At 61.7% G+C, this 16,578-nt stretch carries 13 protein-coding genes and 1 pseudogene; 7 read left to right on the top strand and 7 right to left on the bottom strand.

The genetic code is table 11. The features are described from left to right. The coding region (locus VGH68_RS24105) for an SDR family NAD(P)-dependent oxidoreductase (protein ID WP_331606218.1) at positions 1 to 700 on the bottom strand (700 nt) is incomplete at its 3' end. Positions 701 to 891: 191 nt separating this feature from the next. Here VGH68_RS24105 and VGH68_RS24100 point away from each other — a divergent pair. Next, positions 892 to 1,797, top strand: a complete 906-nt coding sequence (locus VGH68_RS24100; RefSeq protein WP_331606217.1) for an alpha/beta hydrolase — start codon at positions 892 to 894, stop codon at positions 1,795 to 1,797. A 76-nt stretch (positions 1,798 to 1,873) separates the two neighbouring features. On the opposite strand, the gene VGH68_RS24095 is transcribed toward VGH68_RS24100, so the two are convergent. The 4 genes from VGH68_RS24095 to VGH68_RS24080 all read right to left on the bottom strand — a co-directional run bounded on the left by VGH68_RS24095 (position 1,874) and on the right by VGH68_RS24080 (position 7,974). Continuing rightward, on the bottom strand, positions 1,874 to 4,423 hold the full coding sequence (locus VGH68_RS24095) for an enoyl-CoA hydratase-related protein (RefSeq protein ID WP_331606216.1): 2,550 nt from the start codon (positions 4,421 to 4,423) through the stop codon (positions 1,874 to 1,876). A gap of 554 nt (positions 4,424 to 4,977) precedes the next feature. Then, positions 4,978 to 5,739, bottom strand: a complete 762-nt coding sequence (locus tag VGH68_RS24090; RefSeq protein WP_331606215.1) for an enoyl-CoA hydratase/isomerase family protein — start codon at positions 5,737 to 5,739, stop codon at positions 4,978 to 4,980. A 55-nt stretch (positions 5,740 to 5,794) separates the two neighbouring features. Then, positions 5,795 to 6,769, bottom strand: coding sequence for a nitronate monooxygenase family protein (locus VGH68_RS24085; protein WP_331606214.1), 975 nt, complete (start codon positions 6,767 to 6,769; stop codon positions 5,795 to 5,797). 80 nt (positions 6,770 to 6,849) lie between these two features. Next, entirely contained in the window at positions 6,850 to 7,974 is a 1,125-nt protein-coding gene (locus VGH68_RS24080; RefSeq protein ID WP_331606213.1) for a nitronate monooxygenase, read from the bottom strand. A 260-nt stretch (positions 7,975 to 8,234) separates the two neighbouring features. On the opposite strand from VGH68_RS24080, the gene VGH68_RS24075 reads away from it, so the two are divergent. The 3 genes from VGH68_RS24075 (at position 8,235) to VGH68_RS24065 (ending at position 11,282) form a co-directional block, all read left to right on the top strand. Further along, positions 8,235 to 8,990 carry a glucose 1-dehydrogenase gene (locus VGH68_RS24075; protein WP_331606212.1) on the top strand — a complete coding sequence of 252 codons (756 nt, stop codon included), beginning with the start codon at positions 8,235 to 8,237 and terminating at the stop codon, positions 8,988 to 8,990. Continuing rightward, positions 8,965 to 10,497, top strand: a complete 1,533-nt coding sequence (locus VGH68_RS24070) for an aldehyde dehydrogenase family protein (RefSeq protein ID WP_331606211.1) — start codon at positions 8,965 to 8,967, stop codon at positions 10,495 to 10,497. The genes VGH68_RS24075 and VGH68_RS24070 overlap by 26 nt, the downstream gene beginning before the upstream one ends. Positions 10,498 to 10,649: 152 nt before the next feature. Next, positions 10,650 to 11,282 carry a hypothetical protein gene (locus tag VGH68_RS24065; protein ID WP_331606210.1) on the top strand — a complete coding sequence of 211 codons (633 nt, stop codon included), beginning with the start codon at positions 10,650 to 10,652 and terminating at the stop codon, positions 11,280 to 11,282. Positions 11,283 to 11,324: 42 nt separating this feature from the next. Here the strand turns inward: VGH68_RS24065 and VGH68_RS24060 are convergent, their stop codons facing one another. Continuing rightward, positions 11,325 to 11,948 (bottom strand): TetR/AcrR family transcriptional regulator, encoded by a 624-nt coding sequence (locus VGH68_RS24060; RefSeq protein WP_331606209.1) that lies wholly within the window; start codon positions 11,946 to 11,948, stop codon positions 11,325 to 11,327. A gap of 190 nt (positions 11,949 to 12,138) precedes the next feature. Beyond that, on the bottom strand, positions 12,139 to 12,522 hold the full coding sequence (locus VGH68_RS24055) for a hypothetical protein (protein WP_331606220.1): 384 nt from the start codon (positions 12,520 to 12,522) through the stop codon (positions 12,139 to 12,141). Between VGH68_RS24055 and VGH68_RS24050 the strand changes: the two are divergent. The 3 genes and pseudogenes from VGH68_RS24050 to VGH68_RS24040 all read left to right on the top strand — a co-directional run. Then, a pseudogene (locus tag VGH68_RS24050) lies at positions 12,403 to 13,101 on the top strand (acyl-CoA dehydrogenase family protein); the annotation flags it as partial. The gene VGH68_RS24055 and the pseudogene VGH68_RS24050 overlap by 120 nt on opposite strands. Positions 13,102 to 13,197: 96 nt before the next feature. Then, the gene (locus tag VGH68_RS24045) at positions 13,198 to 14,373 is read left to right on the top strand and encodes an acyl-CoA dehydrogenase family protein (RefSeq protein ID WP_331606219.1); all 1,176 of its coding nucleotides are present in this window, start codon (positions 13,198 to 13,200) and stop codon (positions 14,371 to 14,373) included. A gap of 333 nt (positions 14,374 to 14,706) precedes the next feature. Further along, a complete protein-coding gene (locus VGH68_RS24040) occupies positions 14,707 to 16,074 on the top strand; it encodes a DUF1329 domain-containing protein (protein WP_331606208.1) in 1,368 nt (455 codons plus the stop codon). Positions 16,075 to 16,578: the final 504 nt, after the last annotated feature.

Below are 16,578 nucleotides of genomic sequence, written 5' to 3'. Positions count from 1 at the left end.
CCGTGATCCAGCGGGCCTCCGGACTTAAGAGCAACATCACAGCTGACGCAATGTCATCCGTCTGTCCGAGCCGCCCCAAAGCCGTCAGACGCAGCACGCTTTCGTCGAATCCTTTTCTGGCGCGCAGGTTGGCAATCAATGCGGTATCCGTCGCGCCAGGAGAGACGGCGTTGACCGTAATGCCGCGGTGCCCCAGATGCTGGGCGAACGAGAGCGTCAGGTGATTGACCGCCGCCTTGGCCGCAGCATACACCGCCTGGTACGGCAATGCGCCGTTGGCTGCATTCGATGAGATGTTGACGATGCGTCCGCCGTCGCAAAGGTGTTCGCACGCGAGCTGGCACATGAAGAATGTGCCACGAAACAGGATGTCGCATTCCTCATCGAAGTGCTCGGGCGTAACCTGCGTCAAAGGCAGCGAGCCGCCTGCGCCCGCATTGTTGACGAGGAAGTCCAGTTGCCGCCGCTGCGTAGTCAGTTCGAAGCCGTGCATCACTGCGTCATAAAGGCAGGACAGCCCGGTGACGTCGCGCAAATCCGCTTGCACAACGAACGCCTTACCGCCGTTAGCCTTGATCTCGCCCACGAGTTGATCGGCGGCGTTGCGGTTACGGCCACAATGCGCGGCGACGACTGCGCCGGACCCGGCTAACCGACGCGCGATCTGCGCACCTATCCCGCCGGATGCGCCGGTGACCAACGCGGTCTTGCCATTGAAATCGAATGAAGCCATGTGGACCTCGAGTAGAGGTGAGGGGAGTTGACCTCGATACGAGATCGGCTTAATGAGATATATGATTATAATATTTAAAATATGTCCCGATCCAGACATCCTGCGGGAGTGGACGAGGGAATAAATGAAACGGATGATTCGTCGTCAAAAAGGAGAGTATGGTCAGTTCCGCCCCGAACGTTTCCGACGAACTGCTGAAGATCCTGTGCGATGCGCATGCGCCCGCGTGGTATCTGAAAGCCGTCCAGCAACCGACGACCGTCCGGCAGGTCTTCATGCCGACGGGCGAGCACTTGCACTGTGTGTTCTGGAACGAGAGAGAGATCGAGAAGCCGCTATTGCTGCTGGTTCATGGGTATCGCGCGCACACGCACGCGTGGGATCCCGTTGCGCCGTTCCTGACTGGGCAATTCCGCGTGCTGGCAGTGGATCTGATGGGTATGGGTATGAGTGGCAGACGGGGTGACTATGGTTATCAGCCCCGCTTCGCGGACGATCTGGCGGTGCTGATCGGCCAGCTCGCCGAGGGACCGGTGACCGTGGTCGGTCACAGCTTTGGCGGTGCCTGCAGTATTCACCTGGCCGCGCAGCATGCGGGGCTGGTGAAGCGCCTGATTATCGTCGATACGTTCGTTCCATTTCCGGCTCTGGACGAAGAGCGCGTTGCGGCGAAGCTGGGGCGCGTGCAGCCCTATCCGGATTATGCGAGCATCGTTGAGCGCTACCGGCTGCTGCCCGAGCAACCTTGCCCGCCGTGGGCGCTGGCCTATATCGCCCATCATTCGGTGCGGCAGGTGAAAGGCGGCTGGAGTTGGAAATTCGACACGGAGTTGCCAGCCGCGCGTCTCGAGTTCGGGACGCAAGCCGCGTTGCGGCAACTGGACGTGCCGACTGACTACATCGGGGGCGCCCACAGCGTGATATGCAATGCCGAACGGCTCGAGCATATCGAGGCGGCCATCGGGCAGGGGCGGCGCGCCGTCGTGATACCCGAGGCGCACCACCACATCATGCTGGATCAGCCGTTGAGCCTCGTTAGCGCGTTGCGGGCCTTGCTAGCCTGAAGTGGCCATGCGCCCGTACGTTACACCGTCTCTCCGCCGCCCGCTGGGCGACGGAACGAACTGAGCTAGCCGGCGCTCAGCGGTTTTTCCATTCCGGTTTGCGCTTCTGGGCGAAGGCCATCATGCCCTCGACACGGTCTTCGCTTGCCAGCAGACGCTCAAGCGCCGGATAGGGGAGCCCGACCGAGTCAGTCGTGCTGGCAAACCGCTCTGAGTCCCTGAGCATCTCAAGCGAGAGGCGGATCGAGGTGGGTGAGTTTTCCAGCAGTTCTTTTGCGAGTTGCCGGGCGGCTTCCAGTGCCGTACCTTCGGGCACCACGCGATTCACGAAGCCAAGGGCACGGCCTTCCTCCGCACTGGCGCGGCGGCCGGTGAGAATCAGATCGATTGCCTGCTTGTACGGAATCTGGCGCGTCAGCCGTTGCAGGCCCCCGGCACCGGCGAGCAGTCCGACACGCACCTCGCTCAAGGCGAACTGCGCTTTCTCGTCTGCGACGATCAGATCGCAAGCGAGCGCGATCTCGAATCCGCCGCCCATCGCATAGCCGTTCACCGCGGCGATAACGGGCTTGACGCGGGTGCGACGGCTTGTGAGACCGCCGAAGCCGGTACGTGGCATCCACATGCGACGCCCGGAGGCGCCCGCCTTGAGGTCATTGCCGGTGCAGAACGCGCGCGCGCCGGCGCCGGTAATGATGGCGAGCCACAGGCTGTGATCGGCGTCGAATGCGTCGAAGATCTGTTCGAGCTCGTCGTTGGCCTCGGGCGTGAGCGCGTTGTTCACGTCCGGCCGATTGATGGTCACTTCGAGTAGCGGGCCATTGCGTTCCACGTGCACGTGTTCGTAGTGAGGCAGAATGCGATTCGGATGCTTGGGCAGCAGGCGATTAAGGCTCTCTTCATCGAGCGCAAACTGATTGAGGCCCTGGTAGTGTGGACGCAAGCAGATGCGCAGATTCAGACCGTCGCCGTCGACAAAGGCTCGCAGCGCGTCGCTATCGCCGCGGATGCTATTAGCGATGAAACGCTCGCCGGTGAGTTCGAGGCGGCCGACCACGACAACGTCCGTCGGCCCTTCCTTGCCATACAGGACCGTGTAGGTTTCGACGGTGGCCCAGCCTTCCGGCTCGCGCGAAAAGGACGGCGCGGGCAGCTGGTTCACCCGGGCCTGGATGTCCCGGCTGTCGCAGGTTTTCCAGGCCCGGGGAGTGGTCGAGTAAACGCCCACCGCATGCGTGGAGAGGAAACCGCCATTGGCGCCGACGAGGCCGAAACTGCCGGGGTCCGCGCGCAAGCGTGCTACCACCTCGGCAATAGCGTGCATCGAGTAGTTATTGCCCGGACCGCCGAAAAAGGGCAGACCCCCGGTGACGGTCAGGCCGCGCGGATCCTGTGCGTCGAGTGCCAACGCGTCGGTGGCCGAGAATACCGCAATCGGAAAACAGCTATAGATGTCGATATAGCGGATCTGCGAGATATCGACGCCTGCTTCTCCGAGCGCGTGGCGATAAGCCAGATCCATCGCGACGGATTGGTCGAGGCGCTCACGCTCCAGTACCGCGCGCTCCTCGACACTGCTATAGCCGTGCAGATACACCCATTTACTTTCGGCGATGCCGAGTTTGCGCGCCGTGCCGACTGTGGTCAGCAACACCGCCGCTCCGAGGTTCACCTGGTCGCGCGCCACCACCGAGATCGGGTGTGGATCGGCGATCATGCGATTGTCGGCGCCGATCGTGGCAATTTCCTCTGCAGCCCACACCTTCTTGTGGCCGGCAGCGTGCGGATTGGCTGCGGCTACGCTGGAGAAGGGCGACATGAGACGGCCCATTTCGTGAGCATAGGCGTCGCGCGATAGCCCCAGACGCTTGCGTCGCGCGTTCTCAAGCATCGCGTAGACCGTGGTCGGCATGATCATCTTGTGATCGTTCATATGCCGAGTGCGCAGCGTGCCCAGATTCCAGTTGCGATTCTCGAGCGTTGCGTCGCTGGGTTCGGACCAATCCAGCGCCTGTTTGGCGGCTTGCGCGGCGCGCTGGGTAGAAATGGCCTCGCCCCCACATACAAGCGCCATTTCCAGCTCACCGCTGTGCAGCCGTTCGCAGGCCTCGCTCAGCAGCTTCTGCGGTTCGTCGCCGCATGCAGGCGAATAGACCATCAGGCGTGGCGTGGCCCCGAGACGCTTTGCGACGCTGGCGGGCACGTTCTCGGGTGAGCCAAACGGCGCCATCTGCGCACGCATCGGCGCCGCCACCGAGTCGGCCACCGTGCGCACGGCGAAGATAGCGTCGATTGCCGGCGCAAGCGCGGGGAGAGACAGAGCGTCGTCGCAGGCTGCGCTAGCCGCCTGTGCCGCCAGATCCACCGGCGACAGCTGGCGATACCCGGGCGCGTTCAGGCGCTCGCTGGCCTGTCCGACGCCGATCACGACAGGGGTGTTGTCTGCAATTCTGGACATGGGTTGGTTCGTCCGTAAGAAGTTGTGTTGGGGCTCCGGGTTTTGCTGCGGGCGTCTTTCCAGGTCGGCGGACGCGATCAGTGCTTCAATGGCGAAGGACTGACGCTCTGACGCAACTGCGGTGTCGATCGTGCCGACACGCCATGCGTGAGCGCTACCAGGACGCAAGGCGCCTTGTTTATATTTATTTTAATCATTTATACGATAAAGTGGGCGGCTATTCGAATCAGACTTGCGTCTACTATGATGCCCCGGCAACGCTGTCGTATGCAGTCCTCTTCCAGGAATCAGGCGCGCTCTCGCGCTTGCGTAGCGAGAGCGGATGCCCGAGCCCTAGCTGAACATCGCTGCGAACCGGTCGGCCTGTCCGAGACAGGCAACTATTTCGGCGCGAGTACTCGTTCGGCCAACGCCGGCTCACCAGCTTGTTCCGCCATGGGTCGATATGCCGAAAAGAGCTGTTCTCCCAGCAGCGCTTGTGGACACCATTTTTAGCACGGTGCGTGGGGGCGGCGGCGATATCACGCCATCGACCCGAGCGACGGTTTCCACATCGGTCCCGTCGGCGGCCTTTTCGGCGTCAGGATTGCATCGCGTCCTGATCTGCGCGGGATGTGTTCCCGGCGATGCAGCGAAGGCCCCGTCATGGCTGCGGGTGGCGGCAGGAAAGATGGGTCTTCCCGGCGAGCCATGGGTCTTCCAGACGAGCCGGAAAACACAATCTACACATCGCGAAATACGGGCGTGCGCTTTTCCAGGAACGCCTGAATGCCTTCCCGCGCGTCTGCTGTCGCGGCCACCTGCCGACCAAGCGTGCGTTCAAGCGTCAACGCGTCGGTCAACGGAAGTTGTAGACCTTCGCGCACCGCGCGACGAATCGCCCGCTGCGCTATGAGGCCGTACAGCGCATGGTCCTTCGCCATGTGTAGCGCGGCGTCCAGTAAGTCGGACGCTCGCTCGACCAGTTGGTCGACCAGTCCAAACTCCAGTGCCTTCGCGCCGGCAACCGCTTCGCCGCTCAGCATCATCTGAAGCGCACGGCGTTCACCGATGAGCCGGGGCAACAGTTGCGTCCCACCGTAGACCGGCATCAATCCGAGCTTGATCTCGGGCAGGCCGAGGCGCGCGTCGGAGACCGCGACCCGGAAGGTGCAGGCCAACGCGATCTCGAGACCCCCGCCCAGCGCCGGCCCGTTGAGAGCAGCAATCGAAATCTTCGGGAAGCAGGTCATCCGTTCGATCAGACGGTGTACCTGCGCGATGCGCAGCGCGGGATCGCCGTCCCGTTCATTGAGGTCCGATCCGGCGCAGAATGCCCGTCCCTGGCCGGTGATGATCAATGCTCGCGGCGTGCCCGATTCGATGTCGTCTAGATGCGCTTCGAACTCATCGAGCAGGTGGTTGCTGACTGCATTGAGCACTTCCGGGCGGTTTAATGTCAGGACCGCAAAGTCACCGGCGTCCTGGCGGGTTACGGCTGGCATGGATGAATCGCTCCTGATTTGTTCTGACGTCGCGGGACGCGCATCGTCGCGCAACTCATGACCAGGCACATTCGGGCAATTCTGCGAATTGGCCTAGCGCAGACTGGTATTCCTTTTCGAGTCGCGCGACGATTTCGGCAACCGATGGAATGTCCGTGATGCCGCCAACCCCTTGGCCGGCCGCCCAGATGTCCTTCCAGAGCTTGAATTCGCCGTGCCCACCCGTTCCGACGCCCGGCCTGAGGGGCAACGGCAGGTTGTCCGGGTCGAGTCCGGTCCGCACGATGCTAGGTGCCAGATAGTTGCCGCGCAGGCCGCTGAATAGCGCCGTGTTGACGATCTCGTCGGCATTCGAGGTAACCAGCATCTGCTTGTAGCCGCGAGCGATTTCGCATTCCTCGCTGGCCAGAAAGCGCGTGCCGATATAACCGAGATCGGCGCCCATCACCCGCGCGGCCAGCAGATCCTTGCCCGAGGTCAGCGTCCCTGCCAGCAGCAGAGTGCCCGAATAAAAGCGGCGGATTTCGCTGACGAACGCAAACGGGTTGAGTGTCCCTCCATGCCCTCCCGCGCCGGCGCATACTGCAACGATGCCATCTACACCTGCTGCGACTGCCTTCTCGGCGTGTCTCACGCTGACCACGTCGTGGAAGACAAGGCCGCCATAGCTGTGCACGGCCGCAACCACGTCGCCCGGCGCACCGACGCTGGTGATCACTACTGGAACCCGGTGCTTGACCAGGATCGCCAGATCCTGGTCTTGCCGCTTATTCGTGCGGCTGACGATCTGATTGACCGCAAAAGGTGCGGCGGGTCGTGCGCCGTCTCGAACGGGTTGTGCCAGCAACGCCACCAGTTCTGCCAGCCAGTCGTCGAGCACGTCAGTGCTGCGAGCGTTCATCGCGGGCATCGCGCCCACGATTCCGGCTTGACATTGAGCGGCAACCAGGCCCGGTGTCGAAGCCAGAAACATCGGGGCCCCGATCAACGGAAGCCTGAGACGGGTAGATAGCGACAAGGGTACCGGCACGTGTCTTCTCCGCGTTTTGTCTGCATCGATCCAGCGATCGCGAGTCGAGCGCTGGTACTCCCATATCCGCTGCTGGACTTCTACGCCGCGTCTTCGGCGTGAACCAGTTGATGGAGACGCTCGGCCGCATCGAGGAATTCGTTCAGCAAGCCGTAGACGATTTCCTTCACCGTGGTTTCACCGTTCATGTCGCCGACGATCTGCCCGACTGGGTAGCTCATGTAGTCGCTCGCGCGCGCACGTTCGATGCGGGTGCGTGCTTCGAAGGTCGAAATGGTCTGCAGCGGCATTTGCAGCGGCTTCGGTGCACCGGGCTGCTCGAATGCGTCGCTCAGCTTACTCTTTAGCATGCGGCACGGCTTGCCCGACAGCATCCGCGATTGGACCGCTTCTTCTGACTTCGCATTGAAGAGCCGCTGTTTCATTTCCGGAGTCAAATCGCTCTTGTCCGTGCCCAGCCAGATCGATCCGCACCAGATTCCCTCTGCGCCCAGCGCCAGGGCGGCCGCCATTTGCCGGCCGCGTCCGATGCCGCCGGCAGCGAGCACCGGAATGTCGCCCGCTGCGTCGACCACCTGCGGCCAGAGAATCATCGACGTGATCGTGCCGGTGTGTCCGCCGGCCTCGCTGCCTTGAGCCACAAGAACATCGACGCCCGCTTCGATCTGGGCGGCCACATGATCCAGACGACCGACCAGCGAGCCCACTTTGATGCCCTTTGCATGAAGCTCGTCGACCTTGTGCCTGGGCGGCGTGCCCAGCGCGTTGACCAGTAGCTTGACGTTCGGATGGCGCAACACGACCTCGAACAGTTCTTCGGCGGCTTCCGGGGTCATGTGCAAGCGTTCGACAAACTCATCGAACATACGGTCTCCTTCTCCGGCCGGCAACGGCGGAATACCCGCGTCGTCGCAGAGTTTCTTGAGAAAGCGCTGGTTTTCCTCGGGCAGCGTGGGACGTCCGTTCGAGCGTTTCGCTGACGCCTCGTATTTATTGGGAATCAGGATGTCGACGCCGTAGGGCTTGCCGTCCGTGTGCTGGTCGATCCAGTGCAGTTCCTGCTCCAACTGTGCGGGCGTGTATCCGCTGATCCCCAGAACGCCCATGCCACCCGCGCGCGTGACTTCCGCAACCACGTCCCGGCAGTGCGAAAACGCAAAGATAGGAAGTTCGATCCGCAACATTTCACATACTTTCGTTTTCATCGCCAGGTCAATGCTCAAGGAATAGTGGATCTGCTTACGCAGGGTAAGCAATTATCGTATCTATTATATATATTATTAACAAGTCGACGCCTGGTAAAGCACTTTGCGCATGAGTGCCTTGGTTGGCACCCCAAAGCTTTCGACCCAGGGAAAGCACGGTGTTGCTTTCCGCTTGACCTGGTCAGCACTAGATCGTGATAATAAAAAACGGAATAGTACTCCGTTAATGACGTGACACGAGAAATCGAGGAGACAACGAGATGAGTTTCGAGAGCAAGGTAGCGATCGTCACCGGTGCGGCGCAGGGTATGGGCGCAGCCTATGCGCGCCTGCTGGCGCAGCGCGGCGCGTCGGTGGTCGTCGCAGATATCCAGGCCGACGCGGCAGAGGCGGTGGCGAAGAGTATTCGTGCCGAAGGCGGTCGCGCGATCGCGCACGCAACCGATGTAGGTGACCCCGCGTCCTGTCTTGCCTGCGCGTCGGCCGCGACGCAGGCGTTCGGACGCATCGACTACCTGGTGAACAACGCGGGGCTCCTCAGTGCTTCTTTCGCAGCACCGCTGCCCGAACTCGCGGTCGACGACTACCTGCGCATCGTCGCGGTCAACATGCACAGCGTGCTGTACATGACGCAGGCCGTGGTGCCGGCCATGAAGGCCGCAGGCGGCGGCGCGATCGTCAATACGTCGTCGATCGGCAGCTGGATGAAGACCGGCATCTATTCGGTGTCGAAGGCCGGGGTCAACGCACTGACCGTCAATCTGTCGCAGACCCTCGGGCCGCTCGGTATCCGTGTCAATGCGATCGCGCCGGGGACCACTGCGACGGAAGGGATGCAACCCATCATGACAGTCGAGCAGATGGGCCAGTGGGCGCAGATGCTCGGCAAGCCCACCTCTGAAGTCGCGGCGCCCGAGATGATCGCGCGAGTCGGCATTTTCCTGCTCAGCGACGACGCGCATTACATCAACGGCCAGATCCTGCCGGTGGATGGCGGGACGATCGTCCGGCTCTGATTGCCATCTGTTCACAGCAAAAGGTATCCCCATGAACGACATGATTAAACCCGGGATCGACCGGCGAGTGCCGGCCGGTCGTCTCGTGATTGGTGAGCGGGATCTCACCGCTGGCAGCGGCGGCGTCTTTGCCCATATCAATCCCGCAACCGGCGAGCATCAGGCCGATGTGCCGCTGGCCGGAAAGACTGAGGTCGAGCAGGCCGTCGCCAGTGCGAAGCAGGCTTTCGGCGTGTGGCGCCGGATGCCGGCCGTTGAGCGGCGCGAGAAGCTCGCACGCCTCGCCTCACTGATCGAGTCGCGCAGCGACGAGTTCATTCGCCTCGCGGCCCTGGAAGGCGGTACGCCGGTGACAGTCGGCGCGGGTGGTCCACGCCTCGCGGTCGAGTGGACGAACTACTACGCCGGATGGGCGGACAAGATCGACGGGCAGGTGGTGTCGATGCCGCCAGCGGATGAGTTCGTCTATACGTTGCCCGAGCCGTATGGCGTAATCGGCATCATCGTGACCTGGAATGGTCCGCTGATTTCGCTGGGCATGAAGGTTGCCCCCGCGCTCGCCGCAGGTAACACCGTCGTCATCAAGCCGGCAGAGCAAACTCCTTTCGTGGCCTGTCTGTTCGCCGATCTCGCGCGTGAGGCCGGCATTCCGCCGGGTGTCGTGAATGTGGTGCCCGGTGCGGCCGAGGCCGCCGAGGCGTTGATCGCGCATCCTGATGTCGAGAAAATCACCTTCACGGGCGGCCCTGCGACCGCGCGCAAGATCCTGCATCAGTGCGCGGATCTATTGAAGCCGGCGGTGCTCGAACTGGGCGGCAAATCGGCCAACATCGTGTTTTCCGATGCCGATATCCAGGCGGTCGCACAATTTGCGGCGTTCTGGAGCGTCGGGTTGTTGAGCGGTCAGGGGTGCGAACTGCCCACACGCCTGCTCATCGACGATAGCATCTATGACCGTACGGTCGAAGCGGTCGCGGCGGTCGCGAGCCATCTGCCAGTGGGCGATCCGTTCGACCCGGCGACCATCGTGGGTCCACTGATCAATCAGGCGGCCTGTGAGCGCGTGCTGGGCATGATCGGCCGTGCGCGCGACAGCGGCGCGGGGCGCGTGATAACCGGTGGCGAGCGACTCGGCGGCCACCTCGCGGCAGGTTGTTACGTTGCACCGACTGTGATCGCGGACGTTGACCCGCGTAGTGAGATCGCACGGAATGAGGTGTTCGGTCCGGTTCTCGTGATTCATCGCTTCAGGACGGAGGAGGAGGCGATTGCCATCGCCAATTCGACCGACTACGGGCTTGGCGGCTACGTGCAGACGAACGATCTGAAGCGTGCGCAACGCGTGGCGACCGCGCTCAGGACCGGCTACGTACACATCAACGGCTCGCGCAATATTCCGGCTTGGGCGCCGTTTGGCGGGGTCGGCCTGTCCGGTTACGGTAAGGAGGGCGGACGGCCGGGACTCGACGAGTTCATTCGACTTAAGACCGTCAGCATGCCCGCCTGATAGAGTCCGCGCCATCAGCGGCCGCGATCGTCCCCGATGCTGAACGGGCGGTCTCCATGCGCGGCCTTTCTGAAGACGCGGCAGGTCGGATGCCGCGGCACGAGTCGACGTAGAATGGCGCGGTTTCACTTTTTGTTCACGACGTCACGAGCATGTCCATCGGGTCACCGTCAATTAACAAGTCCGGCCAGGCGATGCGCCGCAAGGGTCAGGAGAAGCGCCAGCGCCTCGTCGAAGCCACCGGCAACTTGCTGCGTACCTGTCCACTCGCGCAGCTGCGTGCGGCCGACATCGCGCGCGAGGCAGGTACTTCGCTGCCTAACTTTTACCTGTATTTCGATGGTGTAGTCGACGCGGTGCTGGCCACCGTGCAGCAGCTATTAATGGGTGACGACCATATTGTCGGGCTGCTCGACGCTGCGTGGCCCCCTGACGAAATCGACGCAAGAGCCCTTGAGTTCGTGTCTGATTATCTGGCGTATTGGCGCGAACACGCGCCTTTGCTGCGCGTTCGTTCGATGCTCGTCGCCGAAGGCGAGCCGCGCTTTGCGAAAGCGGAGGAAGATGCTTCGCTGCCGTTGTTAAAAGCACTTTCCGTCAAAATTGCACATGCGCGTCCGGATATCGATCATCCGCTTTCGGCCGCCGGTGTGATGCTCGCGATGCTCGACCGCCTTGCCGCATATGTGCCAGGCGGATCGAACGCCTTTGGCGTGACGCCCGAGCGACTGATCGAGGCCGCTGCAAGGGTCCTGGCCGATACGCTCCGGGGTGGCCCGCGGTAACCGCGTCGAGAAAAGGTTCAGGCACGGCAGGCCGGCGCGCGCTCACGCTTGTGGGCTGAAGACCTCGTTCCACCAGATGTCGGCAAGCGCGTCGATCGGAAACTTGCCGGGAAACGTCAGCGCCTGGCCCACCGTGTAGTACCCGTAGTGAGACATCATCATCTGCAGCAGAATCAGCTTGCTACGTAATACCTCGCGTGGCTTGCCAGTCGCGCGAGCGAGCAGTGTTTCGAGCCGGGTGTCCACGATACGCCCCAGATAGTCGAGGTACTCCTGAGCGAACGCAGGCTCAGCGGATGTTGCTTCAGTCAACATTGCCGTCAGCAGGCGTTCTTCCTCGACGAAAGCCAGATAGCGCTCGACCCACTTGCGCACGCTTGCCCGGGTTGGCGAACGCAGGGCAGCCAGCTCGCCGTAGTGCTCCTTGTGGACCGCCACGAGCCGGCGCGCAAGATTCGCTGCGACTTCGAGCTTATCCTTGAAATGCAGATAAAAGGTCGCCCGGTTGATGCGCGCCGCGCGGGTGATCTGATCGATCGTCGCTGCGCGCAGCCCATGTTCGTGGAATACGGCATGTGCTGCGTCAAGGATCGCCAGGCGCGTGATCTGCCGATGCCGCTCACGAATCGACACGTCGCCAGGCGTGTCTTCCTCAAATTCCTTCATGTTGGTTCCTATCTTCAGGTTGCGACATCTTACTCATTGACGTTGCATGACAACCACCCGATGCCGGTTTAACCGTATTGCGTGGCAAATCCGCGTCGTGTTAGTTTACACGACACGTGTCGTCTGAGTAGACACATATCGCATCAAGAGCATCACGCAATCGCATATTTTGAAGAGGCTGAGGATGACATCACCCGTAACGACCGATGAAATCGGTAAGACGACTGACGAGGATCGGGAACTGATTCGTGACAGTGTTCGCGCGCTTCTGTCCAAACATTGGTCCGCCGAGAGCGCCCTGACGCTGGCGAGCGATCCGGCTGCGGTGCGCTCGATACTGCGCCGCCTGGGCGAGCAGGGTCTGCTGACTCTCGGTGGCCGGCAGTCCGCTGGCGGCTTGCGGGAGGCGCTGATCGTATTGAAGGAGCTTGGCCGAGCCGCTTGTCCCGCTGCCATGCGTGAAACCGTACTCACGAACTGGCTGCTCGACGCAGCGGATGCTGACAGCGCGCTTGCGTCCGCCATGCAGGAAGGACAGGCGAGTCTCGCCGTGGTTTTTGGTGCGGGCGATCAAGTCGGCTCCCGGCAACCGCTGACCCTGACGGACGGAAAACTCAATGGGGAAGTCGGGGGCGTCGAAGGCTTGGCAGAGGCGACCCACATCGTCGTGCTATCTGAAGATCTGGCCGGTTTCGCTATCGTCGAACGCAGTTCGTCCGGTGTGTCATATGAGCCGACGCCAGGGCTCGCGGTGCCGCCGCTCGCACGCGTAAGGTTCGACGATGTACCGGCGACACTCACTCCGCTGACGGATCAGGCGCGCCGCGACGTGGAACTGTTGAGCCGTCTTTGCCTGCTGGCGCGAGGCCTGGGCGCGACTGAGCGTGCATTTGAACTCGCCGTTGAGCATGCGAAACAGCGGCATCAGTTCGGCCAGCCGATCGGCCGTTTTCAGGCGATTCAGCACAAACTGGCCGACGCTCTGACTGCACTCGACGGCGCGCGCCTGACGCTTGAACACGCCGGCGAGGCATTCGATCTGGGCACTGAACACTGGCGTTACTTTGCTTGCGCCGCATTCGCCTATGCCAGTCCGGCGCTGCGCCAGGTTGCGCTGGAAGCGCAACACGTGCTGGGCGCGATCGGCTACGCCGAGGAACATGAAGCACCGCGCCATTTCCGGCGCGCGCATGCCGACCTCATCCGTCACGGCGGCGTGCGCGGTGCGCGCGCCGAGCTGGCTCAAGCCTTGATCGACGCGGGCGGATCGTTGCCCGAATACGATCTGGGCAGCTCGGGCAATGCATTCCGCGCGGAAGTGCGGGCATGGCTTCACGAGCACTGGACCAGGCCGCGCATCGCGTCCGGCGCGGGAGAGGTCGTGATCGGCGCTTTCGATCCCGAGTACGCGCGCGGACTCGGCGCGAAGGGCTGGAATTCGCTCAACTGGCCGGCTGAATTTGGCGGCCAGGCGAGAACGCCGCTGGAACAGCTCGCCTTTGTCGAGGAAACGCAGCTTGCTGGTGCGCCGTCGAGCCGTGGCGCGATTCAGGCGCACGCGCTGATGCAGTACGGCAGCGAGGCGCAGAAGAACGAGTTTTTGCCTCGCATTGCGCGCGGTGAGGTGACGTTCTGTCTCGGCTATAGCGAGCCAGAAGCGGGTTCGGATCTCGCCGCAGTCAAAACTACTGCAGTGCGCGACGGAGACGAATGGGTCATCAACGGCCAGAAGCTATGGACAACTGGCGCGGAATACGCGGACTACATGTGGCTCGCCGCACGTACCGACCCGGACGCCAAACCGAAGCACGCGGGGATCAGTGTGTTCGTCGTGCCGATGAACACACCAGGCATCACGATCCGGCCGTCGATGGCGATGTACGGGCATACGTTCTGTACTGAGTTCCTCGATAACGTTCGTGTTCCCGCGAGCGCGCTGGTCGGCGAGGTCAATCAGGGTTGGGCGATTCTCACGTCGGCGCTTGCGACCGAACGGATCTCAATGGGCGGCTTTGTTGCCACGGTACGCGCGGCGTTCGAAAAAATGCTGGCTGAGGTGCGGGCGTCCTCGCGCTTGTCGGGCGACGCCACGGTGCGCGAGCGGATCGGCATGCTGGCGGCGGAGATTGAAGTTGCCCGTCAATTGCTCACCCGCAGCGCGCGGCTGGCCGAGGCCGGTATGCAGGTCACGTTCGAAGCGGGCATGAGCAAAATTTTCAGCGGCGAACTGATGCAACGTGTCGGCGAGGCGGCGCTCGACATTTTCGGCACCGATGCTTCGCTCTCGACCGGCTCGGCTGGTACAGTCGCGGACGGTCGGCTTGAGCACCTGCTGCGTCACTCGATCATGATCGTCGTCGGCGGCGGGACAAACGAAATACAGCGCACGCTGATCGCCCAGCGTGGTCTCGGACTGCCGCGTTGAGGCGCGCGGATTATCCCTGACGCGCAGGCGGGCTGTGACGAACGATAAGGGAGACGTCGCGCAGCCAAAAACCACTTGCAAACAATAATAATGATATATAGGATTAAGGCGAGCAGAAGAGGGCCGTGCTGAATGGTCGGAGAGTGGCCGGAAGGGCTGCCATGTCTTGGGGTTTGCCCTCTGTTCGCCTCGATCGGGCGGCCGCCCGAAGTTCGTATGCGTCGAAGTTTCGGCGCAGGGGGCGATAACGGCGGGGTTTCGTCGCTGAAGTGATTCTGCTGTTCAGCGAAGTCCTCGGCGCGGCCGAAACATCAAAAAGAGATTGGAGACAGTATGAATGTTCTGAAAGCAGTAACACTGGCGTGCACGCTCGCAGTCAGCTCTTACAGCTGTTTCGCGGCGGTATCGGCAGATGAAGCGAAGGCGCTGGGCACTACGCTTACGCCGGTCGGCGCGATTATGGCCGGCAACGCAGACGGCACGATTCCGGCTTGGACGGGCGGGCTGACTAAACCGCCGGCAGGGTACACGCCGAAGCTCGCGCCCGGTGCGTACATTGATCCGTTCAAGGACGAGAAGCCGGTCCTGCGCATCGACGGCAAGAACGTGGCGCAGTACGCCGACAAGCTCAGCGCCGGGACCAAAGAATTGCTCAAGCGCAACCCCGACTACTACCTGGACATCTATCCGACGCATCGGACGGCAGCGTACCCGGATGCGGTCTATGCGGCTTCGAAGCGCAACGCAACTGAGTGCAAGTCGTCGCAGGGAGGCGTCGCGCTGGACACGGCGTGCCGCGGTGGTGTGCCTTTCCCGATTCCGAAGACCGGCGACGAAGTCATGTGGAATCTACTGACAGCTTACGTCGCACCTGCCAGGGCACATGACGCCCGCTCGTACATAGTGGATACCAGCGGACATCCCTACGTGGCCAACGAACTCGACTCCTATACCGAGAAGCCGTTCTATATGACAGAGGGCCGGTCAAACCCGGAGAAATTCAATCAGTTATACATCGTGACGCAGAATCCGGCTCGCCAGCGAGGAGCCATGCTTGGTTACTCGGACTACCTGAATCCGGTGAAGGATCCGCGTCAGGCATGGCAGTTTGATCCAGGGCAGCGGCGAGTCAAAATGGCCCCGACTTTCGCCTATGACACGCCGAGTGCGCAGACGGGCGGCACTTCGTTTTTCGACGAGGCGTTTCTGTTTAGCGGAGCGATGGACCGTTTCGACTTCAAGCTGATCGGCAAGAAGGAGATGTACATCCCGTACGACAACTACAAGCTGGGGATGCAGTGCGTCGGAGAAAACCAGGCGCTTAAAGCTCATACGCTGGACCCCGCATGTGAGCGCTGGGAATTGCACCGGGTCTGGGTGGTCGAGGCGACGCTCAAATCAGGAATGCGGCATGCGTATAGCAAGCGGGTGTTTTATGTCGATGAGGATGCCCCGGCAACTGGCATGGAGGACACCTACGACGGCGGCGGGAATCTGTACAAGGCGCTGTTTACGTACGAGTTCCAGGTGTACGACGCCTATACCCCTTATGCTGCGATCTTCTCCGTGTTTGACTTCACGAAGGGCAACTATTCGCTACAGTCAATTCTCGGGCCGACGGGCTATTACAACTTTCACATCAAGGTTCCGGGCGAGCGTGAGTTGACGCCTGAAGCACTGGCCGGCAGCGGCAATGATTGAAACCAGGCGCGCGCGTTTTCTGATTTATTGAGGCGCAGCGCGCGCATATAACTCTGATTGAAATTGAGATGAGGAGGCTCGCTGAGCCTCCTTTTTTTATTGCTGGGCGATTCGGTCGTGTCGTGTGCTACTTCGTGCTTTGCTCAGTCCGCGGCACTGCTTGCAATGTGCTCACGGCACGCCGGATAGATGAATCGATCTTCTGGTTTTCCCCAGCGTCGTTTGCCTTGACCTGCGTGATAATAATATAGATCATTATGACGAAAATCACGAAGGCCTGAAGCGCTTCATCTTGCCGCCAGACCGAACACGCACATCGGCCAAGACCGTTCGACGCACCGACAATAACTCCAGGAGACTAGGGAACATGGCATTCCAGCGATACAGAAGTGGTTCGTTTCACGAGACCCGATTTGCGTTGAAGGCATCTGTTGTAGCAATTTCGGCACTCCTCGCACAGGGTTCCGCAAACGCAATGTCGTTTGATACGGGAGTGCCCGACCT

It is taken from the genome of Paraburkholderia sp. (assembly GCF_036488505.1).
In the GTDB taxonomy this organism is placed as follows: Bacteria; Pseudomonadota; Gammaproteobacteria; order Burkholderiales; family Burkholderiaceae; genus Paraburkholderia.
The sequence above is the reverse complement of the archived record's forward strand: the minus strand, read 5'-3'. Positions and strand labels throughout refer to the sequence as shown.

What these genes read in the sequence shown, in the direction of transcription:
- VGH68_RS24100 (WP_331606217.1), top strand. Translation starts at nt 892, where the DNA reads ATGGTCAGTTCCGCCCCGAACGTTTCCGACGAACTGCTGAAGATCCTG.
- VGH68_RS24075 (WP_331606212.1), top strand. Translation starts at nt 8,235, where the DNA reads ATGAGTTTCGAGAGCAAGGTAGCGATCGTCACCGGTGCGGCGCAGGGT.
- VGH68_RS24060 (WP_331606209.1), bottom strand. Translation starts at nt 11,948, where the DNA reads ATGAAGGAATTTGAGGAAGACACGCCTGGCGACGTGTCGATTCGTGAG.
- VGH68_RS24065 (WP_331606210.1), top strand. Translation starts at nt 10,650, where the DNA reads ATGTCCATCGGGTCACCGTCAATTAACAAGTCCGGCCAGGCGATGCGC.
- VGH68_RS24040 (WP_331606208.1), top strand. Translation starts at nt 14,707, where the DNA reads ATGAATGTTCTGAAAGCAGTAACACTGGCGTGCACGCTCGCAGTCAGC.
- VGH68_RS24090 (WP_331606215.1), bottom strand. Translation starts at nt 5,739, where the DNA reads ATGCCAGCCGTAACCCGCCAGGACGCCGGTGACTTTGCGGTCCTGACA.
- VGH68_RS24070 (WP_331606211.1), top strand. Translation starts at nt 8,965, where the DNA reads ATGGCGGGACGATCGTCCGGCTCTGATTGCCATCTGTTCACAGCAAAA.
- VGH68_RS24080 (WP_331606213.1), bottom strand. Translation starts at nt 7,974, where the DNA reads ATGAAAACGAAAGTATGTGAAATGTTGCGGATCGAACTTCCTATCTTT.